Consider the following 26637-nt stretch of genomic DNA (forward strand, 5'->3'; position numbering starts at 1 on the left):
ATGGGGCAAATTCAAAACCTTGAGGACAAGCGCGCCTACGCGCAGGACATGGGCTTCGGCTTCTGCGAACTCTGCGCAGACGTGTTCATTTACACCGGTAGCAACGACGCGCAGGACCACCCGTGCCCGTCACGACCGCGGGTCATCGATCCGAAAAAGCACAACATCACAAAGTACGCCAGCGTTGACCTGTTCCTGAAAAAGGAAACCATCCCGCCCGGCTACCAGATCATTACCGAGAACGGCTTGCCGATCGACGTCATCCCGCAGAACCGCGGGTCGGATACCACCGTTGTGTTCTTCCAAGGTGCAGTTGACAAGACCTGGACGTTGCCCGCTTTCGGCGGCATGGGCGTATCCAAGGACACCGCAGTGAACCGCGTTTTCATCTCCGATCCAAGCCTCGTGCTAACGGACCGGCTGAACCTCGGCTGGTTTGTGGGCAACAGCCGCATGAATACACAGCAGAAGCTGCTCGCTATCATCCGCCACATCGCCGAAGTATGGGGCGATCAGCGTCTTGTGTTTTTCGGGGCATCCGGTGGCGGCTTCGCGTCGCTCTTCTTCTCTGCGCACTTCCCAGGCTCGCTCGCCATTGTTTCCAACCCTCAAACCGACGTCGCCAAGTACGAGCTCCCGGCTGTCGAACGCTTCGCCGAGGTCTGTTACGGCGTCACCGGCGAAGACCCCATGAGCCAACTGCCCGACGACGTCACAACTAATTTGGTGGACCTGTACCGGACCCCGCGGGACAACACAGTGGCGTACATGCAGAACAGCACTGACTTCGATCACGTCGAAGACCACATGACGCCCTTCCTCGAAGCAGCGCACCCGGACAACCAGATCTACGTCCTTATGGAGAACTGGGGTGACGGGCACGTCGCGCCTCCGAAACACATTCACGTTGAAGCTCTGGCTGTGGCGTCAAGCCAGGACTGGGCTGCCGGTCTATCAAAGATGGGCTTCCAGGCGAATCCCCACCGGAAGTGACTCAGTCTTGAACCTGAGCGCCGTGGAAATGCTCAAAATGCGTTTTGGGGACCAGGGCGGCACTACTCCCATGACCGAGGCAGAACAGTGGGAACAAGCGGCCCGAGATATGAAGCCCTTCCTCAATTCGACGAGCAGCGACGAATGGAAGCGTAGATTTGCCGCGTACTACAGCCGCCGGTCGCGTCGCGACAGGACGCGGGAACAAGTCTCCACGGATCTAGGCAGAATCCTGCACCCTGTGGGAACATCCTTCTCTATGGTGGCCCCGAGAGGCTACGTTCCGCAGGGCGCCGCGGTCTTCCGCGCCCGCCCTATTGACAATCCAGAAGAAATTAGCGTCCGGAAGGACGTCGGCGCGCCGCCTCGAGACAAAGCGAAAGCGGGGCGCCTAAACAGTGCCTTAGAACCGCTGCTCTACACCGCAGTTGGTTCACCCGGAACCGCCCTTTGCGAGATCAGGATCGAACCCGGCCAGATGTTCGCCATGGCGCGCTTCAGCATGCGCGAACCTCTCTTTGCGGCCGCGATTGGCCAGACTGAAGAACTTCCCGGCCTGACGGTTCGAGAGAAGAAAAACTACAACCTAGTGATGCAATTTTTGGAGGACATCTTCAACGAACAAGCTAGGCGGGAGCGTCCGAACGACTATATTGCGCCGGAAGTGGTGGCCAAGAACTACTTCGACTACCCGGAAACCTATTCCGAAGGCTGGATGTACCGCTCCGTCGTTTCGCTTGGCAAGGGTGGAGTCAACCTTGCTCTCAGGCCCGAAGTTGGCGAGCGGGTTCTTGAGTTGCACGAAGTGCAGATCGGAGTCTGCACAGGGATTTCTGGAGACGGCCTGAGCCTCGGATTCCAGACGCTCGATTTCTTGGCAGCGGTCCCGGGGCAGGACGAACTCCTGAGCGTGCCCGACGGCGTTAGAGGACCCTTCATTCCGCCCAGCCGTTGGAGCGAGCTGTTTACCACACCTGATGCTTCTGATTAAACGGGAAGAGACCCCCACCCGGTAAGGGTGGGGGTCTTTCTGCTCAATAGCCCGCGATGGAACTCCTCGATATTATTCCTGTACCCAGGCGGACGCTTTGCGGATATAGCGGGAGCCGTTGCCAGTGTTCAGGTACTTGCCACCATCCTTGGACGGGATCGAGTAGGTTCCATAGATGGGGCCGGTGTAGTCGACCGTGACGAGGTTGGTTCCGGTGACGGGCGGGTTGGTCGAGGCGGTCGGAGCGTTGATGTACTTCAACCGGACGTGAACATTCTCGTACGCTCCGACAGTGCCTTCGGGCGGAGCCTCAGAGCGGAGTGCGGCGCCGCCTCGGGAAACGACGACGTCGTCAATGAAGATGTCTTTCATGACGGCCGACTTGTCGTCCAGGAGGATGACGTTGTTCGTGGAACCTCCGTCCAAGAAGCCACCATTGATGCGGAGGTTGCTGACTCCAAAAGGCGGGGTGATTTCGGTGGCGTCCTTGAAGATCATGATCGCGTTTCGTAGGACATCTCTGATGTTCGGCTCAACGATGTCCACGTTCGTGCACGCGAACACGATGAGTCCGTGCTGCCCCGAGTAGGTCTTGTTCCAAGCCCGCAGCGTCGGGTTGATGACGGTCAGACCGTCAATATGGCCGAAACTGTATTGGGAGAAGTTGTTGACCCCGTTGCCTGTCGTGCTGCCGTCCTCGGCACTGCAATTCACCAGGCGGATATTTTTGTGCCTGTGACCGGCGTTTCCCAGGACCTTGAAGGCAGCCCCGCCGGTGGCAAGCTTCTTGGTAGCATTTCCTGGATTTCTGCTGATGCAGTCTTCGAATGTGATGTCACCTACGGTGCACGCTCCGCCGATGCGGTAGTTGTGCTCGGGGGATCCGTCAACAATCCAGTCACGGAATCGCAAGTTGCGGCAGCCGTAGTCCACGTACTTTGCTTCCAACAGCAATCCGTTTTGCCCGGGAACACCCTCGGCGTCAGGGGAAGTGCCGGTGACTTTGAACTTGTCGAACGTTGTGTCCGTGGTGTCCTGCACGTAAACGCCGGTTTGGAAGTTGCGGATGGTGGCGTTACTAAACCGCGACTCTGTCACGTTGATGACCCGCATCGGTGCCCGGAAGCCTGTCAGCGCTATCCCGTTGATGCGAATGTTCGACTTCTGCGCTGATTCATCTCCAACGTAGAGCGCATAGAGCCCTGGCTGGTCGGGTGTCTTGCTCGTAACGGTAATGGCATCAATGACGGTGTGTGAGCCGTTGACCGCGATGCCGGGGTCGTTTAGGGGACCGCCTGCGATCTCGAGGTTCAGTGAATCGGCCACGAACCGGTCTCTGGTCGTGATGGCGAACTTGTCGTTGCTGTTCGACCCCTTCACGAAAGTGCAACCGTAGGTGAAGACACGGAGTCCGGGGGGGGAAGGTGATTCCCGACGTGATGTTGTACCGCTTAGTTCCCTCGAATACCAGGGGGCGACCAAGGGTCGCGGCGTCGTTGGCCGCGGTGGTGATGATCGCAGAATCGTCAGTTGTCCCGTCCGCTGCAGGGTTGTAGTCAGCGAGTCGAACAGCGATTTCTTGTGTCAAAAAGGAACTCCTTGTTTGGTTTGGGTTTACTTGTCGGGGTGCCAGGAATGTCGATCGTTCTCTGGACCCCGTAGGCCGTCATTCCACCTGAGCTTGCAAGCTCAGGTAAAAGTCGCGCCGTAGAACTCATGATGGGCTGACCGTACGACAAAGAGACCCCCACCCGTCACCGGGTGAGGGGTCTCTTGCTTATTGTTTGTCTTCGGGCGCGAGGATCGGCAGGTACTTCCGGAGCCAGTCGTTGACTCCGGGCACTGCAAGGACTCGGGTCATAAGAGCTGTAAGCGCGGCGACTGCCACGAGGATCCCGTTGAGCGCCGGGAACACCCAGGATGGCAGATAGACCTCGTAGGGCTTCAGCGCTTCAACAGTTGCAAGCAGCACGCCGTTGAGCAGCGGCACGAGGGCGAGGACGGCGAACACGGTTCGCAGGACAGCGGAGCGCGGGTTACGTTCCTGTGTGGAAAGTGCGCGATGATCAGCCATTGGACTGGTCCTCTTTCTTTTCAAGTCGAGTGCGGAGAGCGTCGATGAACGCCTCTGCTTGGGCTTCCGGCACAAGGGCCGCAAGCGCTTCGGGAGAAACGCTCTCGCTGATCTCCACCAGCACCTCACCTTGGCCTCGGACTTCCGTGCCGGTGGTGGCGATGTCCTGGATGACAGCGACTTCCTGCCCATCACGCTTGACAACTGTGCCCCACCAAACGCGAGTAGGGAGGGCTTCGAAGTTCTTGCGGTTCTCGGCCAGCCCCACATTTATCAGGCGCTGGTTTTCGAGGACGTGCGGGATGAGTCCCGGGTTGTCCTTGCGGCCTCCCCAGTCATAGCCGCTGAGCAGCAGCGCGTTGATGTGGTCCTTGATTTCCTTGACTTCAGCAGCAGACAATTCGTCCTCCTGTGGGGTTGTGGTTTGGCCGGCGTACTCGATGGAGCCCTTGAAGAGGTCTTCGGGATTGCTGCGGCCGAAGTAGCGGCTGTTCAGTACGTAGCCGTCTCGAAGGATCTCGAAGTGCAGGTGCGGGTTGACTGAGGCTCCCGTAGAGCCAGACGGACCAAGAACCTGTCCTTCATTCACACGCTGCCCAACTGCCACGCGTGAGCCTCCGTCAAGGCAGTGCCCGTATATGCCGATGAATGCCCCGTGATCGACCACGTAGCCATAGCCGAAGAAGCTTGGCAGCAGCCACCACGGATTGTCAGCGTAGGTTCCCGACAGGCGGCCTACGTGCAGCACGGTCCCGAACGTGACGGCGTAGACCGGCGAGCCTGACGCGGCACCGTAGTCCTGCCCGGTGTGCCCGTCTGGCTGGTAGTTGCCGTACAGATAGACGTAATACCCCATGCCGGAGTTGGGATTCGAGTTCGCTACGACACCGGCCGTGGCACCAGATCCGAAGTCCTGCGTCAGCGGCGCATCTACTGGTCGCCTCATTTGCGGTCCTTTCGAGGCGCCCAGTCGGGGCCGAGTCTGAGTTGGAAGAACAGGACCGCGAGCCTGACAGCAGCCACCAGGACGGCACTGTAAATGACGATCCGGAAGATCTCACGCAGGGGGGTCGCGCCAAAGAGGCCGCTTGTGATGATCAGGATGAACAGGGCGGCGAGCGAGCCGAGCAGCATCATGAGCGCCCGGCCTAGTCGGGTCTTCCACCACTCTGGATGGCACACCCAGTAGATGATCGGCAGGGCAACCCAGAACGAGCCCGCCACGTAGCCGATGTACAACCCGGGCAGGCCGAGCATCGAATACGTGGTGAGAAACCCCGCTCCGATCAGGGCCCAAGTGAACGCCTTGAAGATGGTCCGCTTCACGTGGCCCCTCCCAACTTCCTCATGATTTGTGCTTCGATGGCCGGCGCGAATCCGTTGCGGATGTTCACCTCGCGGAGGTTCGTGACTACTTGGGTGGCTTCGGCCCGCTGCTCTTGAGCGGCGCGGTGAGCGTCCACCGCGTGCTCAAGAGCAGCTTCAGCCAACGTGTGGTCGACAGGTTCCAACTGGGGGAGTTGCCGGGCTGACGCCCATTTAGCCCGTAGCTTGCTGAACAGCATGGGCGCCACCCCCTGCCGCGTTCTCCTGAATGGCAGACATGACATGTGCCGAGAACTTTGCGTTCTCGATGAAGTCGCTGTTCGTTTTGGCGAGGTCACTGTTGGTTTGGTTCGCCAGCGTGGCCGCCGATTGCCAGTTGTTCCGGTCAGTGACGAGCGCGGCGATCTGGTCCTCCAGCACACGGACGACGTCCATGTGAGCGGCCTTGGTCCACAACCTGCCTGTGAACACAAGGTAGAAGACCGCGATGGTGGCAGCCAAGGGACTGGCCAGGTTCACCACCGCGGGGATTCCGTCAATCATGCGGCCTCCTATATCGCCAGCAGGCTGGGCTTGCGGATCTCAACCAGACCGCCTGAGACTCGGCCGTATTCCAGCTTCACGGTCGCCGTGCCGGTGGTCGGGATACTGAGGATCTTCCGAACTGTTACCCAGTCACTCGACGCGGGCAGCGTGACGTCGCCACTCGAGGTGTCGAAGTTCGCCGGCGTGGTGGAGTCCGATGCGCGAAGCTTGACGATGGCGCCGGCGGTTGCCCGGACCTCCATGTAGAGTTCGCGCGTGGACCCGGCAGCGTAGTTGTGATCGGCCAGCACAAAGGACTGGCTAAGCAGCCCGCCCGTGGATGTGGAGGCGACACCGGCTGCTGCTGTCCAGCCCGCCGTGCCAGCGTAGTTTGTCAGCCCAGAAGTAAAAGCAGAGTCTCGAACCAGGTTGTGGCGGGTCGTTCGCTCCGGATCCGCATTGAGCATGCCTGACACGGTCAGCACCATGGCGCGTCCAGCTGCGCGTTCGGCCACCATGTAGTCGAGGATTTCCCCAAGTACCGCGGAAGTGATTCCCCCGGGCGCGTCGATCATGTTCGGGTGGAGCATGATCACTCCGCCAGTCTTGGTGTCCTGGGCTTTCTTGAGCATGCTAATGGCAGACGCGGACGTGGTGTGGGTATCCACGCTGTACGACTGCCAGCCAAGGGTCTGCCCGGAAGCAAGCGGATTTAGGACGCCGCCGCCGCCATTCGCGGAAGCGAAGTTGAACATCACCAAGCGCCCAGCCTCGGTGTTGAACCAAACCGACGGGTCTGCGAGGTTGTTTGTGAAGCCGCCCCAGAATGTGTTCGTGGTGCCGGGGATCATCATGCCCTTCAGCCGGCACTTGGCAAGCTGGGTTTCGATCTCTGTCCTCGCAGACAGGATCTCTTTCTCCAGCGCCCGCGGCCCCACCGCGTCTTGGTGTGACCATCCGTGCGACCAAGGCTCGATGCCGTGGTTCAGGACAAGGCTTTGCACATCAGACCAGCCATACCCGGTGGAATTGTCGCCGGTGTAGCCAGCGTCGGGCGCGAACTGGTTGACGAAGTGACACATCGAAGCGGGCAGACCGCGAGCCGTGAGCATCGGCAACAGCTTGGTCATCATGCCGACCATGTTGTGATCGATGCGGATAGCGAAGACTCCGAGGCCGCCGGTTCCGATGGTGCCGCCCGTTGACTGCCGCTCCCGCTGGACGCGTACCGTGTGGCCTGCGTTGTAGTCCCGGACGAACCCGAGCTTTTCCCAGTCAGTCCATACAGCCGAACTGTTGAGCGACTGGAACCAGACACCGTTGCCGTTCACGTCATGCCAGATCCGGAGGGAACCGTTGGTTCCGTTGTAGGAAAGGTTGGTGATCTGTGCAGGGCCAGCCGGGATGGGAGGCCGATTGGTCATCGTGTTCGCACTCACCGTCGAGGCGATTCGCCACGGGCCTAGGTCGCGGAACGTCTGGATGTTCGTGCCGTCAGGAATCGTCCGCCCACGGCCGTCAAGCTGAATCCAAGGGCCGAACGTGCCGGTGGCCGTGCTGATGGTGCGGAGCATAAACCCGCCAGCATTCGACATGCGCAACTGCGTTCGGATGCCCGAGTTGGGTCCCGCCACGATGTAAACGGCAGGCTCCGTGTCAGGTGCGTTCAGCAGCGAGTTGGCGATGGCCTGGCTCGTGGCGTTGTACACACCCGGGACCGTCAGAGAGTTCAGGTTCTCCCCGGTGGCCAAGTCGCGCTTGTAATAAAGGGTCGAGAGTGCCGGGACCGCTCCCGGCGTGCCCATGATGTCTGCGATAGGTACCCACTGCCAAGCCATCAGACATTCCTCCATTCTGAGATTTGGCCCGTGTTCAGCGGGTCGAGGGGGTCCTCTGGGTTCTGTTTGAGCCAGAGCGTGAACGGGCGGGGGTTCGTCGGAGGAGTCAGCGAGACGTAGACCATCCGCGTATTTGTCGGAGGCTTGCCGAAGAGATCGGAGAAGACGCCGCCCGCGGTCGGGACTTCCAACTTCCAGTCCGGGAAGTCCGCTTTCACGTAGTTCCCGGCGCCGTCCAGCCACTGGATGGAGACCGTGTACCAGGCGTTGTCCATCATGTTTGTGGTGGCTTGGAGGTCCGCAGACCAGGAGCCATCACCGGCAGGTCGGACAGTGACAGGCTCAGTCGGGAGCATCACGCCTGACCTGCTGTTCGGCGCATTCAGAGTGAAGTGAATCTCTGGAATCTTCCCTACAAGATGCCCGCCCCCAACATCCGTCAGATTGCCGGTAACTACTGGCATAGGTGCCTCCTGGGCATGGAAAGGCCCCGGAGTGCGGGGCCTTGGGTGTATTAATATGAGTCGCCGCCAGATACACTCGGCTCATGCGAAAAATTGGGGGATTACTTCTCATCGGCGCCCTCGCGCTTACTGGATGTTCGGCTGCGGAAACCGCCACCAACCAACGGGAAACTCCCGGCCCGACAGCGTCGGCCAGTGCATCACCCGACGCAGCGGCTCAGCGGATCGCACCACTCCTGGCCGCCCCAGCCCCCGCGGAGAGCGTCGCCCCGGGATTCGACGATGAGTCGGCCCAAGCGAAGTATTTGGCAGGCGTCAAGAAGGTTTGGCGCGGCGACATCCCGTCTGACGAGATCCTGCTCAAAGCGGGAGGGGCGTCGTGCACGCTCTTTGCAGAGGGTAAGAACTACAACGAAATCGCCTCACTCGCAGGGACCGCGGAAGTTGACGTCGATAACGCTGCGGCGGCCGCCGTCTATGCGAGCAGGACTCTCTGCACTCAGTTCAACACTGACCGCTAAGGGATGATCCGCTTGATGTTGCCCGACCCGTCCATGTAAAGATTTGGCTCAACTCCGGTCGTTGTGGGAAGCCCACTCAACTTCAAGTTTGGTGCCGCAAGTTCCAAAGCAACGGAGCTGACAATCAACATACCGAGCGTTGGAGTGGATGACACGGATCCGTTCGGGAAGTTGACCACGCCGCCACCGGCCCCGGTGTTTTCCAGAGTCAGATCACCTAGCTTGATTGTCTTCCCCGGCGCCACCGTAAGGTCGCTATTCAGGGTTGCCGGCCCGTTGATGTCCAGGCTGCCATCGGATTGAAGATCGCCGTTCGCCGCGATGGTGAACTCGCCGAAAGTTGCTGAGCCGTCCGGGTTGATAGTGGCGGACCCGCTGGTGATCTTGCCCGATGGGTCGATCTCCATGCTGCCGAACTTCGCAGACCCGTCCGGTCGCAATTCAATGTCCCCGGCCTTGAACAAACCGCCGGAAGCAATCTCCAAGTCGTTTAGGACGGTCATGACACCGGATACGTCCACGGTGCCGGATACGTCCAAGGGCCCGGAAATGACCACGTCACCGATGAAGGTGACCAGCCCGGAAGCAATGAGCCTGCCAATGATCTCGGCAGTGCCCGTGACCATCAAACCGCCGTTCTCGATGGTGATTACGCCGCCGCTGTGAACGCGTATGCCGCCGCGGCCGATGGCTGCACTGTTCATGTTGGACGCATGCTCCAGCGCCCTAAGCCGCCGGTCGAAGTCTCGGACGTTGCCTTGCGCCTGGTTGTCGATAATGCTCATGAATCAGCCGCCTATCTGCTGCATATGCAGCGTGATCCACTCGTGGTTGAAGTCGTACTGGATAAGCCGCCAGTTGATCCAGTCAGAACCAAGGAACAGGAACTTATTGGTCTTGACACGACAGGTGCCACCCAAGATGAAGTCACCCAGTTTCACGGCCCCGCCAATTGGTATCTCGAAGCTGAGTTGCTGAGTTGGCTCATTGTGGGCGTTGAGTTCCGCCGTCGTCCGGCCCTGCAGTTGCTGTGCGCTGTGCATATCTTGGAAGGACTCGACCTTTTCCAAGGCTGGATAGGTTGAGCCGGCGAACGATGACGCGGACGCGGCCATGAGGTCCTCGCCCGAGCCCTCACCAGTGCCGATGACAAGGTTGGATACCTTCTCGGCGTTTGTGTTGAGCTTGGGGCGGAACAGTTCGCGTTTAGCTGCGGTCCCGTCCCATTCCCAGAGTGCGTTCGCGGTTTCGACTGGCGTCAGACCGCCGGCGCGCATCCCCCATTCAAGCTTCCCGTCGTTCCAGTGCACGTCGAAGTCCACGAACGGGCCACCGTCAGAGTTGATGATTTCCTGCAGCGCATCCTCGACCGTAATGAACTTGAACCCCTCGTAGGTGCGGGATTCTGTACCAGCGACGTCAGCCGTCAACACGATCGGCATGTGATAGCGGTCGGCGGGTCCTCCATCCAACCCTTTGTCCACGATAAGGAAAGCCAAAGATGCAAGCGTGCGGTTTGTCCACACAATAGGTGCGCCCTTCGGGGCACCGGCCCCACGAGAGCTCAGCAGGTACCGGCGTGCCAATATCCACCAAGCCGCGTCATGGTGTTTCACGGTGACAGTGCTCTCGTCCGGGTCTTCGTCCACCTCGTAGATCATGCCCGCGTACACTGCGTTGCCATCTTCCTCAGCTACGAGGACACGCTCCAACGGTGTGATCGCAGTCTTCGTTACAGCTTCAGCCACCCCGGGGTCTTCCATCTGAAATGTGGTCGACCCGCCGACGCCCACATTGAGGGCCCGGCCTCCCGTGAACACATCGGTGGGAAGTTCGATCTTGTCAGCCCATGTACTCGTGCTCACGGAAAAGTACCGCAGCATCGGGCCTCCTAGATGTAAGTGTCAGTCAGCGTCAACGTGACCGTCGCCGTCCCCGTTGTCAGCGGCTCGATCGAGAGCGCCGTCGGGAGCCCGCCCGTGATGAAAGGCGTAAAACCGTAGCCGAGGCCGCCATGCACGATGGCCCCGCCGATCCGGAGACGTCCGTCGCCGTAATCGATGCTGTGCGGCTGCCCGGCAATCAAAGGCTTGGTCACGGTGAACACTTGGCCCTTGATCGTCAGCCGGTACCCGCCAGGCATGTTGCCGACCACTAGGAAGCGGGGGACCGCGCCATAGTTGCCCCGGTGGAAGATGCCTGAAGCGTTCGACCCAACCGAGGCTGCCCAAGTCCGGGTTTCCCCGTATTTGCAGGGGTCAACAAACTTCAGCTGGACTTGCCATGTGGCGAACTTGTCTGTGCCTGGCAGGAACCGGATCTTGCTGTTCCGCTTCCCGTCAGCCCAGAGCGTCGGGCCATGGCCCTGCACCTTGAACCTGCCCTTCATGGAACTGGTCAGATAGTGGCCAGCTTCGTGCATCGTGTCGTGGCCCAGGCTGTGCAGATGCCCGGAGATGGTCAGCAGGCGCGCTTGGTTGTAGATCGGAAGGTCGAGTTCGCCGTCCGCATCGGGGCGGTCCTGAGACCTGCCCCGCGGTTCCGGCGAACCCCACCAATCCTCCATGCCTTCCGTGACTATCCACCGTCCAAATCGGTCCAGTCCTGACAGGGTCCGGGCTCCCCAAGTGATGTGCTCAACGGCCACCGAGCTTCACCCCCTGCTTCTGCAGTTCGTACTTGATTTCGCCCATGACGATCTGCGCTACCTCGCGTGGAGCAGTGGTGCCGTTGACATCGATCTTCAGGCTGACGCTCGCGCCTGCCCCGGCGGCGGCTGCTGGCGTATAGCCCGCTTGCTGAGCCGAGTACTCCTTGAACTTCGGGAACGTGCCCGCGTTGATTGCGGCAAGCTCGCGGTCGTACTCGTTGCTGCTCCGGCCGTTAACAACCCATTCCTGACCCTGCAATGCAATCGGCCGGCCGCCGTTCACGTATCCGAGAACGTTGTCCTTCCGCATATCGGATGGCCGTGCGTAAGGAACCCTGCCCCCGGACCACAGACCAAGAATTTCCTCAACACGCCCGCCAGTAGCGCCGCCCGGGGGAGGCGCGAACGTGCCCGGGCGGAACCCGACCATCGAGGGGTCATCTTTGTACTCAGACTGCGAAATCTGAGTTTCGATGCTCTTGATGGTCTTCTCGACATGCTCGGTGTAAGTCTTGATTACACGCCCATCAAGGCCGTCCGCCTTGCTTTTGATTGCGTCAAGCTTGGCAGAGGACTCGTCCTTCACCCACGACTCAATCGGCACCTCTTTCGGGATGCCCAAGGCCTTACGGGCCATTTCATCGGCGGCGTCTCCCGTGATGCCGAACTGACCAGCAGCAGCGATCAGATCGTTGTAGCTAGCCTGCATCGAAGACTGCAAGCTAGCCATCGCAGCGTCAGAACCTTGGGTCGCGAGGGTTTGGGCAGCCGTTGCCTCGGCGGTTGCCATCGCAGCCTTCGCGATGTTGTTGTACGCCGTCTGGTTGTTCCGACCCGCCTCGGTCGTGACGTCAAGAGTCTTGCCGTTCTGGGTGACTGATTCCGTCAGAGCATCAATAGCCGCTTCGTAGGCAATCGTCGCGTCCGATGCGGACAGGTTCAGCAAGCCAGCGTTGAACAACGACTTAGCGAACTTGTCGATATCAGTCACCGAGCCATCGGCCGATAGACCGATGTCCTCCAGTGCCTTCGCCAGGTCCTCTGCCGACTGCTTAGCTACAGCAGCCTTATCGTTGACTCCACCGATCGCGCCAGCCGCTTTGTCCCCGGAAGCCGCCGCGTTCTTGCTTTCAGCGTCAGCCTTCTGCAATGCGTCGGCGTACTCAGGGAACTTCTTCTTGAGTTCGTCCACGCTGATGCCTTGGGCGTCGGCCGAGGTTTTCAGCCTGTCGAACACCTTGGCAGCGTCGTCGGCCTTACCACCAGAAACCAGGTTGGCCAGAGTCTCATCTACCCGCTTGAACGAGTCGCCCAGGATCTGACTTGATCCCTTGACGCCCGTGATCGAGTTGATGATGCCTTCGCCCCAGTCGTTGAACTGGCGCCCGCCGTCCGGCCGGAAAGTCCGCTTCAGCGCTGAGTCGAGGCTGTCGACATCGTTGATGAGCTGCTTGCCGTCCTTGTCCTTGAACAACGAGTCCAAGCCAGATGCAGCGTTTGGCGAGTTCCGGGCCACGTCAGCGAGAACGTTGGCCACCCGGCCCATGCCCGTATCGATCTTGGACATGTAATCAGACTCTGCAAGCTTTGCCGCGATCAGCGTCAAGGTGCCGATGACCATGGCGCCCTCGGCGCCCTTGGCAACCTTGTCCAGTGCGTTGCGGGCTTTACCACCGGCCGGTGCCAGGTCGTTCAGCGCATCACGGGTATCCCGAATCTTCGGAACCACGGTGATGAAAGCGCCGGCAGCAAGTGCGGCGACGCCCACCAAACCGGCCACGGCTGCCGCAGTAGACAGCGCGATCGGGTCCAGCTGTCCGATCCAGTCCACTGCGTCTTCTGCGCCCTGAGCTAGCCCCCGAAGGAAGTCGTTCGCTCCAGATCCGGACTTGAGGAACACAGAATCGATCGAACCGCCGAGCTTCTCAATGTCCCCGGCAAGGTTGTCCTGCATAATCCCGGCGGTCTCAGCCGCATATCCGGCGTCGTTGACCGCGGCTTCCCACTTGTTGATGCCAGCCGCACCCTGCTCGTACAGGACATTCGCGGCACGCACAGCGTCAGTACCAAACAGGGTTTTGAGCGTCGCGTTGCGCTGCTCGTCAGACATGGTCCGAAGAGCGTTCTGCAAGATTCCCGCGTACTCGGACATGCCCACGAACTTGCCCTGAGCGTCGTATGCAGAGATGCCGAGCTCATTCATGAGCGAAGCCGCGGCAGCCGAGTTCGGGTTGAGGCTCATCAGCATCGTCTTGAACGACGTGCCAGCGTCAGAACCGGTCAGGCCCGCCGAGGCGAAGGCAGCCAGGGCGCCCGTAGTTTCCTCGATGGTGAGGCCTGTGGAGGCGGCCACGAGGCCGGACTGATTCAAGGCCGCGCCCAGGTCACTGACAGAGCCTTGCGCCTTACCAGCGCCCGCCGCAAGCAGGTCTGCGAGGTGCGGAATCTTGTCGCCGGACAGTTTGAACTGCGTCAGAGCGGAGGCACTGATTTCCGCAGACTCCGCAACACTGAGGTTGCCAGCAGCGGCGAGGTCCAAGGATCCCTTAAGTCCGCCGCCCATGATGTCCTTGGTCGAGACGCCAGCCTTCGCCAACTCCTCGATACCCCGCGCCGCGTCGACAGCCGAGAATGCAGTGTCCGCGCCAGCCTTTACGGCCGCCTCGCGGAGGATTGCCATGTTCCCGGCAGACTCATGCGTTGCTGCCTGGACAGATGACATCTGCTTGTCGAAGTCTGCGTAGGACTTTACTGCCGCGCCAACCGCCGCCGTGATGGCAAGGCCGGTGATCGTCGATACCTGACCAACATTCTGGATTGCGTTCTTACGCTTCTCGGCAGCTTCCGCAGCCTTCTTTTCCGCTGCAGCAGCAACCTTGGCGGCTTCCTCCGCTGCTTCGCCAGTAGCCACAGCAGCGCGGCCCGCAAGATACGCCTCCTTGGAGAACGTCTGCAACCCATGCGCAGCTGCCTGCTGAGACGAAACAGCCTTGCCGTTCATCGTGACCAACTGGCCGGTCTTGTCGTACTGAAGGTTTACAGCCTTCGCCGCCGCATGATGCGCCAGCGACTGCTTCTTGACGTCCTTCGCAGCCTTGTCAGCCGCCTTGCCCGCAGCGTCAGCAGCGTCCTTGGCCTTCTTGTTGGCCTGCTCAAGCTCGGCCATCGCCTTGCGGTAGCCCTGAATCTCAGCGCTATATATGACTTTGACGCGCCGCTCAGGCATGGGACCTCCAAGGATCGTGCATGGGTATCGCCGTGGAACAATGGCGAAATGAATCAGACTGGGGACCCGTACAAGCGACGTGCAGCGAACATCATGAAGACCGGGGCGGCGATGCTCGTTTTCGGCGTGGCCGTGGCACTGGCCAGCGCCGGCGAGAACGGCAACGCAGGCCTAAGTGGCTTTTCGGCGTTCGTGGCATTCGCTGGCCTAATCGTCTTGATCGTTGGCGCTGGCAAGTGGCGTGAACGGCCCGCGGGTGATTAGCTCTTCGTCGATCTCGGTCGCGTAGAACCGCTGGCCAGGATCCGGTTTGAAGTCCTTCTGACCTGTGTGCTCTTCGACGGCGGCCTGTCGATAGCAGGTCGTGTCTTGGACCTCGTATAGGCCCTCGTTGGCTTTGTTCCTGCATTCAGCGCGAGAACCGCCGCACACGTTGCAAGTGCCTTCCAGATACAAGGTGTAGGCGTACTCCAGTAGCCTGTCCTTGCGATCCGAAAGGCGCCCAAGGTAAGCAGACGGCGGCCGCTGGAAACGCTCACTGGTCTTCAGCGCTGCAACTACTCGCCCCCACCCTCCGGAGTGGAGGACTTGAGCAAAAAATCAGCGCTCACAGAAGGGATCTCGTTGGATGCCCGGTGATATGCGTGGGCCACAAGTTGGAACTGCGCCTGGCCAACCTTCTCTTCAAGCTTCCCCACCTGTTTGGGGGTGAACTTCGGTTCAAGGATGGCATCAGCGAGGATCACGCAACCGAGGTCCTCAGTACTGCCGCTTTCCTTATGCTTGTCCGCGAGTGCTTGCTTCTCGTCGTCGTCATGCCCCTTGAGGCGGATCACGAGCGCGGAGTCGTGGAACTTCTTCGCGATTTCCGCGTACTTGGCCCGCAACTTCCCGATCCCGCCGCCCATGGAAGGACCGTCGATCTCGTCATCGGGGTCGGCGTTCTCGATCTGGTGCTCCAAGGCATCAATGTCCGCGAGAAGGCTTGGCTTCTGGTAGACGGTCACGGAGCGCTCGGGGCGGTCGGCATCCTCAAGCCAAGCGTTAAGGTCGAATTCCTGTGGTGTGGTGCTCATGGCTTAGGCTCCATTTCGTTGCGGTTCAGGCTCTGGAGGTTGTTGGGATGGCGGCGCGGAGCCTAATCACGCGCCGCCACCCGGCCTAACTACGCCGCAGCGACCACAATCTCGTTGTGCATCTTGCGGGGCTTCATCGGGACACGGCGCTTGATGAAGCCGGTTCCATCCGTGCGCTGAGGCTGGTCGCAGGAGACCTTTCCGCCGAGGTAGATCTCATCGCCAGCCTCCCAAGGCTCGGTGGAGTCCTTGTCGGATTCCCGGGCGTATGCCCAGAACTCCGCGCCCTTCTCCTTCATGACAGCCCAGCCTGCTTCGGCAGTGGTGTCAGGCCCGCCAGCGGTTGCGTACTTCCGCCAAAGTGTGACGCCCAGGTTGTAATTGCCCTTGCCGAACGCCTCGTTCGTGTCCTTGTCGCAGAGCGCGTCTTCTGCGATGGACTCCGAATCGGTGGCCGTCCAGTTGAAGTCTGACTTCAGCACATCGCAGGACATGTCGATCCCGGCGTTGAGCTCAGTCGCGGTCGGGGCCGCTTCATTTACGGGGGCGGTGATCAGCACCGTCCATTTGGTCTTGCCCTCAGCAAGCATTCGTGCACCCATGGGTTACTCCTTCGGGTCCGGCGTGGCCGGGTTGGTGGTTTCGGCCTTAGCCGCTTCCCGCGCCTTTTGGCTTGGTGTTTTCGTCAGGTCGTCGAAGGGCGGGTCCTTGCGATCGAGCCAGGCAGCGGGCACAACCCGCTTCACGCCGGTGGACTTGGAATAGGCATCAATGAGGTTGGGAGCCATGACAGGCCGCCTTTCAGGTTTTGTGGGAGACGAGGGAGAACTCGTCAGCAGCAAACATTGGGTTGCCGTACGTCGGGATCGTCACGTCGGTGTCGGGCTGGGCATCAAGCAGGGGAGACTGCCGGAGCTTCGACAGCTTCCACCCCGCCACGACTGGTGTTTTCCTGTTCAGCGCTGCCCGAACGTTCCTGATGACGATGCCCAGAGAGTCGCCGTTGACGGCCGCGTAGGTGGCGCGGATCCGGAGGGTTAGGACGTCGGGCACATCCTGCAGAGAGTCGCCGTCTGGGCCTCCAGAGGACTCTTCACCGATGTCTCCCCAAAGGCAGACGTACGGGTACTTGATCGGCTCGCGGGAGCCGTTCGGCAGCAGGGCGCCTTCGACCTTCCACATGTAGACGTTCACAGTTGGAGGCAGCATCGCTCTGACCGCGGCGTAGTGCTGGTTGATCACAGCAGCCCCTCCGTCGCTTTGAAGGCGTACTCGTAGAAGTTCGGAGCTTCCTCCAACATCGCTTCCTCTGGGTCACGAACCGTCCCGCCGCCTGGGCGCGAGGATCCGTAGTAGGCGATGCCGGCCAGCGCGGCGCCCGGGTTTCTCTCGGGGTTAGGGCCGATCTCAGCCTCAATAACGGCATCTCCACCGAACTCGTGCTTTTCGATGGTGTAGTCGATCGAGGCGTCAAGGCCTGGCCTCTTCTTCCCCCGGAAGTGCTCGGATTTACGAACGTCCGTCTGCATGATCTTCTTGGTGTTCAGCGCAGACCTAGCGACCACTGCTTCCAACTTCGGGATCATCTTGGCCGGGATCTGCAGGAGCTCCTTGCCGATCGAGTCGAATTCCGAAGTGTCAGCGCTCAAGACGTGATCTCCTCGACTCTGGTCCGCTGCGCGGTGGCCATGCTCTTGTGAAAGACCTCGACAATCCGAAACATGCGCCCGACAAGCTGAGGGTCGAGTTCGGAGGTTTTGAGCGTTGCGACGTCGTTGACGTGCAAGGGTCCAGCAGAAACCGGGAAGTCAATCCGAGCGTCCTGCACCGTGAAGACCAGCCCGCCAGCCTCAGGTTTCGACGATTGGGCGATAGTTTGCTGGACCTTGCACTTCCCCTTCTCAGGAGATTCGGGCCCATAGATCACAGGTCCGGAAGTCGAGACCTCGCCAGTGTCCGGGTCAGTGGTTTGCCCGCCCGGGCGCCTGACTTCGCAGGTGTCGATCATCAGAGCCTCGGCTGCTTCACGTCCGCGCAGTACAGCAGCGCGGGCACTCATGAGCCACCGAGCCGAACTTCGAACGCCTTGCCGGCCGTCCGGACTCCGAAGTAGCTGAGTTCTTCGTCGGAGACGTAAAGCTCTCCGGTGGAGAGCGAACTGTCGATCGTCCCGCCCTCGGTGTAGTCATCGATGGACTCGTTGCGGATCCGGTATCCGTCCGGGTTTTTGAGGACCCTGCGGACCATGTTTTCGATGACGAGCTTCACGAGGGCGTCCGGCTTGGCGTCAAGATTTGGGACCTTGACGCCAAGCAGGACTGTAGCGCGGGGGATGAGAGCCGTGGCCGCTACCGTTTCAGCCTCGGTGAGGGGGCGCCAGCCAGCTGCGATATCTTCTGGAGTTATGACTACGGGCATGTCGCCCCCTTCCTAGCTACTCGCCAGACTCGGTCTTGCCCTCGGACGCCGCAGCGATCTTGGTGAGGATGTCGGCCTTCGCTTTGGCGTCGCCCAGGTCGATGTTCTCGGCCTTCGCGTACGCGGTCAGCTGCTTGACGGTCCACTTCTCAGTGATGTCGCCCTCGGGGATTTCGACCTGTTCCTGATCGTCGCCATCAGCCTTGCCGTCGTCCGAGTCTTCAGACTCCTTCACAGGAGCCTCCGCCCAAACGGACTCGTTGGTGATGGCCTTCTCAGCCCATTCGGGCACGGTGTCATCCGGCCCGAACGCGTGGGAGATGCCATCCTTGTCGTGCACGTGCACGTAGGTGTTCAGCTTCGACATGGGGCGCCTCCTTAGAAGACGTCAGCGACGAGAAGTCGCTTCGGGTTGGCGAGGACGGGCATGCCGACGGCGTCAACGAACGTGTCTTCGCGGAACGGAGGACCGTCCTTGATGACTACGCCGACAATGCCGGGAGCCTGCTCGAAAGAGAAGTCCACCTTTGCGGCGTTGACCAGTTCGAGGGCCGTCGCGGAGATGCCCCATGCCGTGTAGCCCAGGTCGGACGGGTTCGGCGGAACGAATAGCACCTTGTCCTCGGGGAGGACCCGGGTGGAGGAGCCGTCGACGTCGACCTGCGTGTCGTAGACAAACAGAATCGGGGGCAGCCCGAACGTATCCAGCACCTGATCGAGCGCAGCACGGGAGACGATGCCAGGCGTGCCCGCAAGCGAACCGGCGAGGGTGCGAACCTCAGCGTTGCGGAGCATGTAGCCCAGCACCTTGTTGCTGATGGCCAGACCGCCGGGGCGGAAGCCGTTGGTTGCTACGTAGACGTCAACCCATGCGGTGAGGTCAGCGATGACAGTGGCTGTGGCCGTGTTCGACCAAACAGTGCCGGGCGACACGAAATGGTTGCCCGGAACGCCGAAGTCGGCCTCAAGGTAAAGGCCATTCTCACCCGCGAGGGTGAACTTGCCGTCGGTGAGCACATCGCCACGTGCGAGCTCCATGCGGGTGTGGATTTCGCCCGTGAGGATTGTCGCGTCGTCGTAGATCGCGTTGATGACGGCGGCATTGGAGCCGCCATTCTGGCGGGCGGCTTCGAGGTTCAGGCGCTCGAGTTCGCCGATGCCGTTCATCGTGGAGACGGGCGGCAGCTTCACGGAGCGAACTTCGAGGCTGTCGCGCTCGGTCCGGTGGATACGACCGTCGAAGGCACGGAACTTAGCCGCACGATTCGTCTTGGTCAGTTCCGAGACGGGGACCTCGTTCTTGTCGAAGAACTTGTCCGGCAGAAGCTGGTTGAGGATGTAGTTCGCCGGGGTCGGAACCTCGCGAACGAAAGCGGTCAGCGCGTCCGGGGTTACCGGACCATCAAGTACGATCATGGTTTTCTATGTCCCCTTAGACGTAGCGGATCCAGCCGGCGACGTCAGCCTTACCGGCTGCGTCGAGGGCGAACGGAAGTTTGGATTCCTTCACGACGGCCGAGAAGCAGAGCGGTGCGCCTGCGTCTTTGGTCGTGTCGGCGGGGTTTGGCACCTTCGTTGAAATGCCAAGGTGACCCCGGAAGACCTGGCGGCCATCGGTAGCGGTGTCGTCGTACGGGCCGTAGAGGCCAGTCGCCGTGATCTTGCCCAGGTTGGCGCCGGACGGGATGTACCCGTTGGGGTAGTGGGTTCCGGCGGTGAAGGCGGAGATGTCGAGCGTAATGCTCTCCTGCTCGAACCCGCCGCGGTCCAGAAGCCAGGAAAGCTTCTCGACCTGAAAACTGGTCTTGCTAACCGAGATGTCGGTCATCGTTGAGCTCCTTATTCAGGGGTGGATTATTTCTTGCCGAAGCGCTTGGCAGCTTCGGTTTTGCCTGCGTCCCAACCGCCGGTTTTCGCGGTCTGCCGTGGACCTTGGGAATGGTCCGGAGCGGGGCGGAAGGGCTTGCCTTCGGCCTTCGCGTATAGCTCGGCGACCTTCTTTGCGGATGCCAGGTAGCTGGCCTCGTCAGTTCCGACAACCAAGTCCTGGTAGTCGGCAGGGACGGGGTGAGCGGCCAGTGCTGCGAGGCGTGCATTCTCGGACTTGGCGGCAGCAAGTGCGGCCGCCGCGTCATCGCGTTCCTTCTGTGCCCGCTGGATGTCCGAGAGCTTCGCGTCCTCGATCTTCTGCAGCGCAGATTTCGCTTCAGCAAGGTCCTTCTCAGCCTTTGCCCGAGCGTCGCGCTCAGCCTGCAAAGCCTTGAGGCCACCTTCGCCTAGCTTCTCGTCTTTCGCTGCCTCAGCGGCGGCAGCATCGGCGGCGGCCTGCGCTGCTGCGGCATCGGCGGCCGCTTGAGCGGCTGCCTCAGGGTCGTCTTCCATCACGGCATCCCCAAAGGTCAGCCGGTGGAAATCCATGAGTGCTTCAATGCCACCCGGCGCGGTGATATCAATGCCATGAGGGAATCGCTTGTTCAAGGAATGCTCCTTCAGTGAATGCCGCATCGCACGGCGAATGACCCAGCCGCATCGCACGGACGGGAGAGTGTTGAGATCTGTTCCGGCTCAGTAGCCGAGAATGTGTTTGCGGTACTCGCGTTCGACGCGGGCAGCGACCTCCGGGGTGACCTTGGCGTTCTTGCGGTTGGTGAACGGGTTCCGACCGGCGCGGACAGCGTCCCAGTTGGCCTGGGCATCGAAGACTCGACGCTCGGCGGCAGTCATCGTTGCGCGGATCCTCGGATCACGGACACCATCCGCACGAGCACGCTCAACAGCTTCACGAGCACCAACCCGTGTACCGCCACGACCCAGTGCGCCATAACCCTCACGTTGCCCACGGATGACTCCCTCAGGGTTCTGCCCGCCTGGGAGGATGTAGCCGTACCGTTCAAGGTCGGCCAACGTTTCCTCGCGGCTGAGGTTCTTGGCGTAGATCGCTTCCGGGGTGAGCCGCGGTCCTCGGGTATTCCCGTAGTTGCCCCGGCGCGTCACGCCTTCCTTGGTGATGCCACCCGGGCGGACGCCACGTTGAGCGTTCACCACTTGGAAGATGTCCGCGCCATCACGTAGAGCCTGCGCATCAGCCTTGCCGTACGTCTTGTCCTGCTCGTCGGGAGAGAGCGACTTGAAGTACTCGTATGGGTCATGCACGAGACCCTCTGTCTCGGCAGCACGGCTCGACGTCGTCTGCACGTGGATGCAGTCGCACCTCGGATGACGCTTGAAACCTGCGTTCCAGCGGTAGAACTTGCCAGCCAGGATCGAGCATCGCGAGCACGACGGCGGATTCAACATCCGGACGTAACCGACATTGCGACGTGTCGCAGTATCAACACCCGCCGCAGCGCGGCCAGCATCCGCCACCTGAGTTCGGACGATCGTCGTCAGGAACTTCCCGCCCTGTACCAGCGCCTCACGCGGCGCCAGGCCGCCAGCGATCAGCGACTTCGTATGCGGCACCGGAGCGTACAGCAAGCCCGCCAGCGAGCGCCCATCCGATGCCGTACCAGCGAAGCCGTACGGGTCCACGAAGGCGGAAGGTGCCTCATACAGCCCCTGATCAGCGAGTGTGTCCGCTCCGTAGGCTGCTCCAGCTTCAGCGGCTTTCACCTGCGCCCCGGCAAGGATCGGAATCAGAGTGGCGATCTGGGGAGCCCAGGATCCTGTCAAGTCAGTCAGCGAGGCCTCAGCCCACAGATTGGCGGCCGAAACGACAACTAGAGCCTGAATCCGCTGCATCCGTTTGTAGTGGGCGACAGCGGGTTCCGGAATCATCGGCTAGCCTCCTTGGTCTGCTTCCGCATGAACGTCTGAACCGTGAGAACGACAGGACAGATATTCGGATGCTTGAAGGCGTCCCGAGTTACGTAGAAGCGCTCGACCTGCAAACCTCTGAAACGGACGTGGAACGACTGAGGGCTGATCAGAGAAACATCAGTCAATCCGTGAGCCTCTGCATAGCCCTTGGCGTCGGCAATAGTCCTTCCGATGATCACTGTTCCGGTCATTCGCCGTTTACCGCCCGCGTCAGCTGTGCAATATCTGGGTTCGACTTGGCGCGGACGTCCATTTCCAACATGCGTGCGCGCTGCTCGGGGGTGTACCCGAGGTCCTCGCGAGCCTGCTCAACAGGGATGATGCCCGCCTGGACCTTCTTCACGACTGCGTCAGCCGTCTGGGCGATCGTCGGAGTGGACGGATCGCGCCAGACAGTCTCCAAGCTGAGCGCCTTGGGGTCCCACTGGCCTGTCTTGAAGCGAAGGATGAGACGCTGGACGTCTTCCCACGCCCCGCCGAGATATGTGTGCTTGCGTTCCACACGCTTGACGAGCTGAGTCTCCGAAGAACGGATGGCAGCGTCCGACGTCGGGTTACCGCCAACGAAGCTCGCGTAATGCGGCGGCAGTGCCAGCAGCTGGGCGCCGATCTGAATCAGCAACTGCATCGACTTGTGAAAAACAGCGAGGTCAGTCTCATCGAACTGACCAAACTTGGTGTCCTTCGACTCCGTCGCCCACAGTCGGCCGGCGTCACGAGACCAAACACCGATCGGGTTACCGTCAGCGTCCACAAAATCTTCAGCAGACAGCGCAGTGGCCCAGCGTCGAGGCATCGCGTGATACTCGCCGCTGATCATCATGTCGGTGGCCATCTTGTTCAGCGCGTCAGCAATGCCAATGACGTCATGAAACTCAGAACGGCCATCCGGCCGAAGCAGCCGCGGGTTGTTGACCAGCGGGACGACAGGGCAGGCGCCCAGCTCGTGCACATCAGCCGGACCCGTTGACCACCACTCCTTGCGGAAGAAGGCGAACGACTCAGTCGAGTTCGGCAGGTAAAGCGTGGCCCGCTGGACCTGGTCCTGACCTTCACCCTCAGCCCAGCGCTTGATCGCGGAAGACACCTTGCGCGTGCGGGGGTCACGTTCCGCGAACACTTGAAACGGGCTTTCGACAGTGACAATCGGGTCAGCATCGTCGTCATCCCCGGATCCGACGATCGCATAGGTGCGCTTCAGCGCTAGCGAGTCAAGATGCCCCTGCTGAGACTGCTCATCCAAGCCGTTCGCTTGCCAGATGCGCCACAATTCCTCGTCGCTGGACGATGAACCACGGTAACGGAATCCCTCAATGTCGAGGCGGTTCTCGTACGATTCGGTGCCGATGCGGAGGATGTTGATGATCAGCTGATGGACCCGGTCGCCGATCTCGTCCTGCATCGCCGCGGCCATGTACTTGAGCGGCTGTTCACCCTCGAAGTACCTGTCCAAGCGGTCAAGCTCCGGGATTTCGGCAGCCAGCTTCCTGTCCAGGCGTACAAGGGCATCAGAAACAGCCATCAGGCCCTCCATCGGTTAGGAAACGATGACCCTCCGGCGCTTCGGCGTGGGGTCCCAGCCGCCCTCTCGGGCATCACTGGCGGCTGTATGGGCCAGAATGCGGGCCATAGCAGCATCAATTTTTTGGTGGTCAGCGGGCTTGATCAGCACGTACTGTTGGCCAGGCTTGGACGCCTTGCGGGCGTTGCCCATGTGTATCGTGGCGATGGGGCAGCCGTCATGCTTGATGCGTTTCTGAGCGAGGTCGATTTCGAAGCGCTTGATCTCCGCATACATCGGCTTGATGCGGTTCGTTGGCCACTCGAAGACGTGCTCATCTCCATGGGCCAACGACCATTCACCGATCTCCGTGTACCAGTCCTGCGGGTCGCAATACATCCGCTCCACCCGGTACCGCGTGAAGAGCTCATCAACGGCCGCATGGACCTCACCACGCGGAATCTGGCCATTCCACTTCGCCGGGTTCCAGATCGTTGGCTCCTTATCGGAACCGTATCTGGGAGTGAATGAGAATCCGTCGAAGGTTTCCGCCTGAATGGCCGTCCAGTCGTTGTTCTCCGAGCCGTCAAAGCCCAGACAAATCGACGTGCCATCAGGCGGATTGGGCAACCACAGCTGCTTCTGCATATGCGGCCTCCCACAAACCGTCGCGCAACCATGTACCCGCGCCCGAGACGAGACGATTCCCGAAGAACCGTTCCGCCTGGGCAGGATCCGTGGCCATGAGCTCGGCAGCCTCAGCCTCGATGTTGTCCAAGTCGACCCAAGGCGAACCAGAGTAGACGTAGGCATGGATCTTCCGGCGGCCAGCCTTGGAACGGTATGACCAGTCCTTGGGCGGTTCCCGGAAGAACTTGAAGATGTCCTTGGCCTGGGACTCGTACGACTGCTGCGCATAGGAGTTCTCGGCAGGATCCCAAGCATTCGTTGTCGCGACAGAGCGGCCGTTCATGCCAGCCAAACCACGACGTTGAGTCGTAGCGACCTCGATCAGCTTGTTTTCCTTCGTGTACAAGCCAACTTCGTCTTGAATGGCAAAAGTGATCGGCTGGCCCAGTCGAGACTTAGCAGAGGACGACACCACGTCGATGCGGTTGGACTTCGGACCGCCATCGCCGTCGAGGATACGGATGAACCCTTCACGGATGGCCATGAGCTCAGTGAGCGGGCCTTCCATGACGATCGTGGACAGCGGGCCGTACACGTTGCCGGCCTGCTCTTCCGAAGACGCAAGCAACTGGATCAACGGTCCGGGACGACGTCGCCCCATAGGCTCGCCCGGCTCGTACTCGAACTCCCAGCCACAAGAGCAGCCGTTATCCTCACACAGGTACTTGTCACCGGCCTGAGCCCAACCACAAAACATCGACGGGCCAACGGCCTCGCCGGCGGTGATGGCAGCCGTCCACGGACCCTTGCCAGTCTTCTGCGGCGCAACAACGAGCGAACGGCGATAAACGAACGCCTGAGCGAGCGGAGGATTATCCTCATCCCACTTGGCAGTTTCACGGATCCGGTAATGGTTCGCCGTGCACCAAAACTGCCAGTCAGACTGACGGAAAGGGATGCGAAGACCCAAAGAGTTCGGAATCGTGCAGTGCTGCTCATACCAAGCGTCTAGAAGGTCCCCAAGAGTCGGGAAGTCAACAACGCCCAGACCGTCATCCGCTGCCATCCTTCACCGCCCTCAACCGGCGCTCACGCTTGCCAGTCGAAGACGAATCGGGCTCTGACTCCTTCTCGGCACGCCGCGGCGCGACCTCATCACGGGCAATCGCCCAGCCGTTCAGCTTCAATCCCGAAGGAGTGAGGCCAATCTGCTCTTGCAGCCTCAGCAGGCCAGTGCGATCGGCGGCCGAAGCGTCGCTCGTCTCGCAATGGGCTTTCATGCGGACCCAGTCAGCAACGGACTGCCAGCGCCAGGACTCCAACGCCCACGCAGCAGCCTGCGGAGTACGCCACGCCCAGCACCACAACTCGTTCTCACGAGAGAACCGCTCAGCGCTCGCACCCTCGTCCACTTCCGTGAGCTTCTGCCCATCGTCAAAGTAGGTCGAAGTCACTTCCAACCGAGGCAAAGGGAACTCCGGAACATCGCCGTCATAGCCGGAAGCGGGGAGCTTCTCATAGCTCAAACCGCGAGATTCAGATCGAGCCGAATTGATATCGGCGTTGGGGCCAGAACGGGCCCGAGCTCCACCGGACGTCACGCCGACCTCCTCCGAAAGCAGGGACCTTGAAAGTTTTTGAACCCTCCGCACCATCGAGAGACCTCACCGGCGGTGTTGGATTTGACCCTCTGAAGGGGTCTCCCCCCACCCCCTATGAGGGGTCCGGATGGGATCTCTTGCCCGCGTCACTGGTGTTGCAGAAGGGGTGTTCGGGGCCTGTCCATGCAGTTCGGTCATCGTTGTGACCTAGATGCCATGGCGTGCCTGGCTTGATGGGCTCGTTGCACTTGGCGCAGCGGACTGTGCCCTTCTTGATCTTGGGTTCCCATTGCCTGCGCAGTGATTGATGCTCGGGACCGTAGCCTCGTTGGGTTCGTGTGCCTCGTGCTCGGTCTGCTTCACGCTTGTGCTTGGTGCAGTGGCCACCGTTGGAGGGGAGTGGGCAGCCTGGCTTGGAGCAGATGCGCTTGGCTCTTGGCATGGTTACTCGTGCAGCTCTCGTCCGTCGAGGGAGTGGTGTGTGATGACCCATCCGATGTAGCCGTTGTCACCTTCGACTGGTGTGACTGTTGGCCCGCATGCGCAGTTGCCATCGTCGTCGTTGGTGTCGTGTTTGATGAGGTCATCGAGTGGCCACACGTGGTAAGGATCCGAGCCTTCTGTGTGGCATGCCCAAGGTTTGGCACTCATGGGTCTAGCGAGTCGTCTGGGTCATTGCTTCCGCCGCCGTCAGCGAGCCATGCGCCTTGCAGTTCGGTTAGGCCGATGGTGCTGTGCATTGCGCCTCGTGCGTCGTGGAGGTATCCGGTGACGTTGTCGGAGAGTGGCCGGTCGAGGTTGATGTAGGCCATGGTGAGGATGTAGTCGGTCATGACGCGCTGTGGTCCGCACTCGTCGGTGAGGTGTTCTTGTAGCGCTGCTTCGAGTGCAGCCTTGGTCTGTTCGCTCATGGCTGCCTCCGGATGTTTGGTCAAGGGTTTACGCCAGTCGCGGAAGGCGCTCGCCTCGCACGATTGGCTCTGC

General features: G+C 60.8%; 34 protein-coding genes. 4 read left to right on the forward strand and 30 right to left on the reverse strand.

The window, feature by feature from the left end; translation table 11 throughout:
- Together BLW08_RS04550 and BLW08_RS04555 are read left to right on the forward strand one after the other, a co-directional pair.
- Entirely contained in the window at positions 1-993 is a 993-nt protein-coding gene (locus tag BLW08_RS04550; RefSeq protein ID WP_091323557.1) for a hypothetical protein, read from the forward strand.
- Between the two features lie 70 nt (positions 994-1063).
- Complete coding sequence (locus BLW08_RS04555; RefSeq protein ID WP_139244851.1) at positions 1064-1984, forward strand: hypothetical protein; 921 nt, start codon at positions 1064-1066, stop codon at positions 1982-1984.
- Positions 1985-2056: 72 nt separating this feature from the next.
- Here the strand turns inward: BLW08_RS04555 and BLW08_RS04560 are convergent, their stop codons facing one another.
- From BLW08_RS04560 to BLW08_RS04595, 8 genes are all read right to left on the reverse strand, one after another.
- Entirely contained in the window at positions 2057-3364 is a 1308-nt protein-coding gene (locus BLW08_RS04560; RefSeq protein WP_091323560.1) for a hypothetical protein, read from the reverse strand.
- A 397-nt stretch (positions 3365-3761) separates the two neighbouring features.
- Positions 3762-4058 (reverse strand): hypothetical protein, encoded by a 297-nt coding sequence (locus tag BLW08_RS04565; protein WP_091323562.1) that lies wholly within the window; start codon positions 4056-4058, stop codon positions 3762-3764.
- Entirely contained in the window at positions 4051-5004 is a 954-nt protein-coding gene (locus tag BLW08_RS04570) for a M23 family metallopeptidase (RefSeq protein ID WP_091323563.1), read from the reverse strand. Before BLW08_RS04570 ends, BLW08_RS04565 begins: the two co-directional genes overlap by 8 nt.
- Positions 5001-5384, reverse strand: coding sequence for a putative phage holin (locus tag BLW08_RS04575; RefSeq protein ID WP_091323565.1), 384 nt, complete (start codon positions 5382-5384; stop codon positions 5001-5003). Before BLW08_RS04575 ends, BLW08_RS04570 begins: the two co-directional genes overlap by 4 nt.
- Positions 5381-5623, reverse strand: a complete 243-nt coding sequence (locus tag BLW08_RS04580) for a DUF7620 family protein (protein WP_091323567.1) — start codon at positions 5621-5623, stop codon at positions 5381-5383. Before BLW08_RS04580 ends, BLW08_RS04575 begins: the two co-directional genes overlap by 4 nt.
- A complete protein-coding gene (locus BLW08_RS04585; protein WP_091323568.1) occupies positions 5598-5927 on the reverse strand; it encodes a hypothetical protein in 330 nt (109 codons plus the stop codon). Before BLW08_RS04585 ends, BLW08_RS04580 begins: the two co-directional genes overlap by 26 nt.
- An 8-nt stretch (positions 5928-5935) precedes the next feature.
- Complete coding sequence (locus tag BLW08_RS04590; protein WP_091323570.1) at positions 5936-7747, reverse strand: hypothetical protein; 1812 nt, start codon at positions 7745-7747, stop codon at positions 5936-5938.
- Positions 7747-8211 (reverse strand): hypothetical protein, encoded by a 465-nt coding sequence (locus BLW08_RS04595; RefSeq protein WP_091323572.1) that lies wholly within the window; start codon positions 8209-8211, stop codon positions 7747-7749. The genes BLW08_RS04590 and BLW08_RS04595 overlap by 1 nt, the downstream gene beginning before the upstream one ends.
- An 83-nt stretch (positions 8212-8294) precedes the next feature.
- Between BLW08_RS04595 and BLW08_RS04600 the strand changes: the two genes are divergently transcribed.
- Positions 8295-8732, forward strand: a complete 438-nt coding sequence (locus BLW08_RS04600) for a hypothetical protein (protein WP_091323573.1) — start codon at positions 8295-8297, stop codon at positions 8730-8732.
- Here the strand turns inward: BLW08_RS04600 and BLW08_RS04605 are convergent.
- The 4 genes from BLW08_RS04605 to BLW08_RS04620 are packed head-to-tail and all read right to left on the reverse strand — an operon-like array spanning position 8729 to position 14608.
- The gene (locus BLW08_RS04605; RefSeq protein ID WP_091323574.1) at positions 8729-9517 is read right to left on the reverse strand and encodes a hypothetical protein; all 789 of its coding nucleotides are present in this window, start codon (positions 9515-9517) and stop codon (positions 8729-8731) included. The genes BLW08_RS04600 and BLW08_RS04605 overlap by 4 nt on opposite strands.
- Before the next feature lie 3 nt (positions 9518-9520).
- On the reverse strand, positions 9521-10597 hold the full coding sequence (locus tag BLW08_RS04610; RefSeq protein WP_139244852.1) for a hypothetical protein: 1077 nt from the start codon (positions 10595-10597) through the stop codon (positions 9521-9523).
- Positions 10598-10623: 26 nt separating this feature from the next.
- Complete coding sequence (locus tag BLW08_RS04615; RefSeq protein WP_091323577.1) at positions 10624-11379, reverse strand: hypothetical protein; 756 nt, start codon at positions 11377-11379, stop codon at positions 10624-10626.
- Entirely contained in the window at positions 11369-14608 is a 3240-nt protein-coding gene (locus BLW08_RS04620; protein ID WP_091323578.1) for a phage tail tape measure protein, read from the reverse strand. The genes BLW08_RS04615 and BLW08_RS04620 overlap by 11 nt, the downstream gene beginning before the upstream one ends.
- 48 nt (positions 14609-14656) lie before the next feature.
- Between BLW08_RS04620 and BLW08_RS04625 the strand changes: the two genes are divergently transcribed.
- Complete coding sequence (locus tag BLW08_RS04625) at positions 14657-14872, forward strand: hypothetical protein (RefSeq protein ID WP_091323580.1); 216 nt, start codon at positions 14657-14659, stop codon at positions 14870-14872.
- A 293-nt stretch (positions 14873-15165) separates the two neighbouring features.
- On the opposite strand, the gene BLW08_RS04630 is transcribed toward BLW08_RS04625, so the two are convergent.
- From BLW08_RS04630 to BLW08_RS04720, 18 genes are all read right to left on the reverse strand, one after another.
- Positions 15166-15684, reverse strand: a complete 519-nt coding sequence (locus BLW08_RS04630; RefSeq protein WP_091323582.1) for a hypothetical protein — start codon at positions 15682-15684, stop codon at positions 15166-15168.
- Between the two features lie 89 nt (positions 15685-15773).
- Positions 15774-16286 carry a phage tail tube protein gene (locus BLW08_RS04635; protein ID WP_091323584.1) on the reverse strand — a complete coding sequence of 171 codons (513 nt, stop codon included), beginning with the start codon at positions 16284-16286 and terminating at the stop codon, positions 15774-15776.
- Between the two features lie 3 nt (positions 16287-16289).
- Positions 16290-16472 carry a hypothetical protein gene (locus BLW08_RS04640; RefSeq protein WP_091323585.1) on the reverse strand — a complete coding sequence of 61 codons (183 nt, stop codon included), beginning with the start codon at positions 16470-16472 and terminating at the stop codon, positions 16290-16292.
- A gap of 13 nt (positions 16473-16485) precedes the next feature.
- The gene (locus tag BLW08_RS04645; protein ID WP_091323586.1) at positions 16486-16926 is read right to left on the reverse strand and encodes a hypothetical protein; all 441 of its coding nucleotides are present in this window, start codon (positions 16924-16926) and stop codon (positions 16486-16488) included.
- On the reverse strand, positions 16923-17333 hold the full coding sequence (locus BLW08_RS04650) for a hypothetical protein (protein WP_091323588.1): 411 nt from the start codon (positions 17331-17333) through the stop codon (positions 16923-16925). Before BLW08_RS04650 ends, BLW08_RS04645 begins: the two co-directional genes overlap by 4 nt.
- Positions 17330-17743, reverse strand: coding sequence for a DUF6093 family protein (locus BLW08_RS04655; protein ID WP_091323589.1), 414 nt, complete (start codon positions 17741-17743; stop codon positions 17330-17332). The genes BLW08_RS04650 and BLW08_RS04655 overlap by 4 nt, the downstream gene beginning before the upstream one ends.
- Entirely contained in the window at positions 17740-18102 is a 363-nt protein-coding gene (locus BLW08_RS04660; RefSeq protein ID WP_091323591.1) for a hypothetical protein, read from the reverse strand. Before BLW08_RS04660 ends, BLW08_RS04655 begins: the two co-directional genes overlap by 4 nt.
- A gap of 16 nt (positions 18103-18118) precedes the next feature.
- Positions 18119-18469, reverse strand: coding sequence for a hypothetical protein (locus BLW08_RS04665; protein WP_091323593.1), 351 nt, complete (start codon positions 18467-18469; stop codon positions 18119-18121).
- 11 nt (positions 18470-18480) lie between these two features.
- On the reverse strand, positions 18481-19518 hold the full coding sequence (locus BLW08_RS04670; protein ID WP_091323596.1) for a major capsid protein: 1038 nt from the start codon (positions 19516-19518) through the stop codon (positions 18481-18483).
- 16 nt (positions 19519-19534) lie between these two features.
- On the reverse strand, positions 19535-19930 hold the full coding sequence (locus BLW08_RS04675; protein ID WP_091323598.1) for a head decoration protein: 396 nt from the start codon (positions 19928-19930) through the stop codon (positions 19535-19537).
- A 26-nt stretch (positions 19931-19956) separates the two neighbouring features.
- Entirely contained in the window at positions 19957-20580 is a 624-nt protein-coding gene (locus BLW08_RS04680) for a hypothetical protein (protein WP_091323600.1), read from the reverse strand.
- A gap of 87 nt (positions 20581-20667) precedes the next feature.
- Positions 20668-21879 (reverse strand): hypothetical protein, encoded by a 1212-nt coding sequence (locus BLW08_RS04685; protein ID WP_091323601.1) that lies wholly within the window; start codon positions 21877-21879, stop codon positions 20668-20670.
- Between the two features lie 229 nt (positions 21880-22108).
- Positions 22109-23443: a phage portal protein gene (locus tag BLW08_RS04695; RefSeq protein WP_175538575.1), complete on the reverse strand. Its 1335-nt coding sequence runs from the start codon at positions 23441-23443 to the stop codon at positions 22109-22111.
- Between the two features lie 15 nt (positions 23444-23458).
- A complete protein-coding gene (locus BLW08_RS04700; protein ID WP_091323607.1) occupies positions 23459-24070 on the reverse strand; it encodes a terminase TerL endonuclease subunit in 612 nt (203 codons plus the stop codon).
- Positions 24036-25118 (reverse strand): terminase, encoded by a 1083-nt coding sequence (locus BLW08_RS04705; protein WP_091323608.1) that lies wholly within the window; start codon positions 25116-25118, stop codon positions 24036-24038. The genes BLW08_RS04700 and BLW08_RS04705 overlap by 35 nt, the downstream gene beginning before the upstream one ends.
- Positions 25105-25506, reverse strand: coding sequence for a hypothetical protein (locus tag BLW08_RS04710; RefSeq protein ID WP_217639211.1), 402 nt, complete (start codon positions 25504-25506; stop codon positions 25105-25107). The genes BLW08_RS04705 and BLW08_RS04710 overlap by 14 nt, the downstream gene beginning before the upstream one ends.
- Positions 25507-26097: 591 nt before the next feature.
- A complete protein-coding gene (locus BLW08_RS04715) occupies positions 26098-26304 on the reverse strand; it encodes a hypothetical protein (RefSeq protein ID WP_091323611.1) in 207 nt (68 codons plus the stop codon).
- Positions 26301-26564, reverse strand: a complete 264-nt coding sequence (locus BLW08_RS04720; RefSeq protein ID WP_091323613.1) for a ribosome small subunit-dependent GTPase A — start codon at positions 26562-26564, stop codon at positions 26301-26303. Before BLW08_RS04720 ends, BLW08_RS04715 begins: the two co-directional genes overlap by 4 nt.
- Positions 26565-26637 lie beyond the last annotated feature (73 nt).

The organism is Arthrobacter sp. cf158 (assembly GCF_900106835.1).
In the GTDB taxonomy this organism is placed as follows: Bacteria; Actinomycetota; Actinomycetes; order Actinomycetales; family Micrococcaceae; genus Arthrobacter.

Coding starts and splice junctions, on each gene's coding strand:
- BLW08_RS04580 (WP_091323567.1), bottom strand. CDS start 5,623: ATGCTGTTCAGCAAGCTACGGGCTAAATGGGCGTCAGCCCGGCAACTC.
- BLW08_RS04660 (WP_091323591.1), bottom strand. CDS start 18,102: ATGCCCGTAGTCATAACTCCAGAAGATATCGCAGCTGGCTGGCGCCCC.
- BLW08_RS04670 (WP_091323596.1), bottom strand. CDS start 19,518: ATGATCGTACTTGATGGTCCGGTAACCCCGGACGCGCTGACCGCTTTC.
- BLW08_RS04665 (WP_091323593.1), bottom strand. CDS start 18,469: ATGTCGAAGCTGAACACCTACGTGCACGTGCACGACAAGGATGGCATC.
- BLW08_RS04620 (WP_091323578.1), bottom strand. CDS start 14,608: ATGCCTGAGCGGCGCGTCAAAGTCATATATAGCGCTGAGATTCAGGGC.
- BLW08_RS04595 (WP_091323572.1), bottom strand. CDS start 8,211: ATGCCAGTAGTTACCGGCAATCTGACGGATGTTGGGGGCGGGCATCTT.
- BLW08_RS04565 (WP_091323562.1), bottom strand. CDS start 4,058: ATGGCTGATCATCGCGCACTTTCCACACAGGAACGTAACCCGCGCTCC.
- BLW08_RS04550 (WP_091323557.1), top strand. CDS start 1: ATGGGGCAAATTCAAAACCTTGAGGACAAGCGCGCCTACGCGCAGGAC.
- BLW08_RS04630 (WP_091323582.1), bottom strand. CDS start 15,684: ATGAGCACCACACCACAGGAATTCGACCTTAACGCTTGGCTTGAGGAT.
- BLW08_RS04600 (WP_091323573.1), top strand. CDS start 8,295: ATGCGAAAAATTGGGGGATTACTTCTCATCGGCGCCCTCGCGCTTACT.
- BLW08_RS04640 (WP_091323585.1), bottom strand. CDS start 16,472: ATGGCTCCCAACCTCATTGATGCCTATTCCAAGTCCACCGGCGTGAAG.
- BLW08_RS04590 (WP_091323570.1), bottom strand. CDS start 7,747: ATGGCTTGGCAGTGGGTACCTATCGCAGACATCATGGGCACGCCGGGA.
- BLW08_RS04635 (WP_091323584.1), bottom strand. CDS start 16,286: ATGGGTGCACGAATGCTTGCTGAGGGCAAGACCAAATGGACGGTGCTG.
- BLW08_RS04625 (WP_091323580.1), top strand. CDS start 14,657: ATGAATCAGACTGGGGACCCGTACAAGCGACGTGCAGCGAACATCATG.
- BLW08_RS04555 (WP_139244851.1), top strand. CDS start 1,064: ATGACCGAGGCAGAACAGTGGGAACAAGCGGCCCGAGATATGAAGCCC.
- BLW08_RS04695 (WP_175538575.1), bottom strand. CDS start 23,443: ATGGCTGTTTCTGATGCCCTTGTACGCCTGGACAGGAAGCTGGCTGCC.
- BLW08_RS04720 (WP_091323613.1), bottom strand. CDS start 26,564: ATGAGCGAACAGACCAAGGCTGCACTCGAAGCAGCGCTACAAGAACAC.
- BLW08_RS04570 (WP_091323563.1), bottom strand. CDS start 5,004: ATGAGGCGACCAGTAGATGCGCCGCTGACGCAGGACTTCGGATCTGGT.
- BLW08_RS04685 (WP_091323601.1), bottom strand. CDS start 21,879: ATGATTCCGGAACCCGCTGTCGCCCACTACAAACGGATGCAGCGGATT.
- BLW08_RS04700 (WP_091323607.1), bottom strand. CDS start 24,070: ATGCAGAAGCAGCTGTGGTTGCCCAATCCGCCTGATGGCACGTCGATT.
- BLW08_RS04715 (WP_091323611.1), bottom strand. CDS start 26,304: ATGAGTGCCAAACCTTGGGCATGCCACACAGAAGGCTCGGATCCTTAC.
- BLW08_RS04705 (WP_091323608.1), bottom strand. CDS start 25,118: ATGGCAGCGGATGACGGTCTGGGCGTTGTTGACTTCCCGACTCTTGGG.
- BLW08_RS04585 (WP_091323568.1), bottom strand. CDS start 5,927: ATGATTGACGGAATCCCCGCGGTGGTGAACCTGGCCAGTCCCTTGGCT.
- BLW08_RS04675 (WP_091323598.1), bottom strand. CDS start 19,930: ATGACCGACATCTCGGTTAGCAAGACCAGTTTTCAGGTCGAGAAGCTT.
- BLW08_RS04605 (WP_091323574.1), bottom strand. CDS start 9,517: ATGAGCATTATCGACAACCAGGCGCAAGGCAACGTCCGAGACTTCGAC.
- BLW08_RS04655 (WP_091323589.1), bottom strand. CDS start 17,743: ATGAGTGCCCGCGCTGCTGTACTGCGCGGACGTGAAGCAGCCGAGGCT.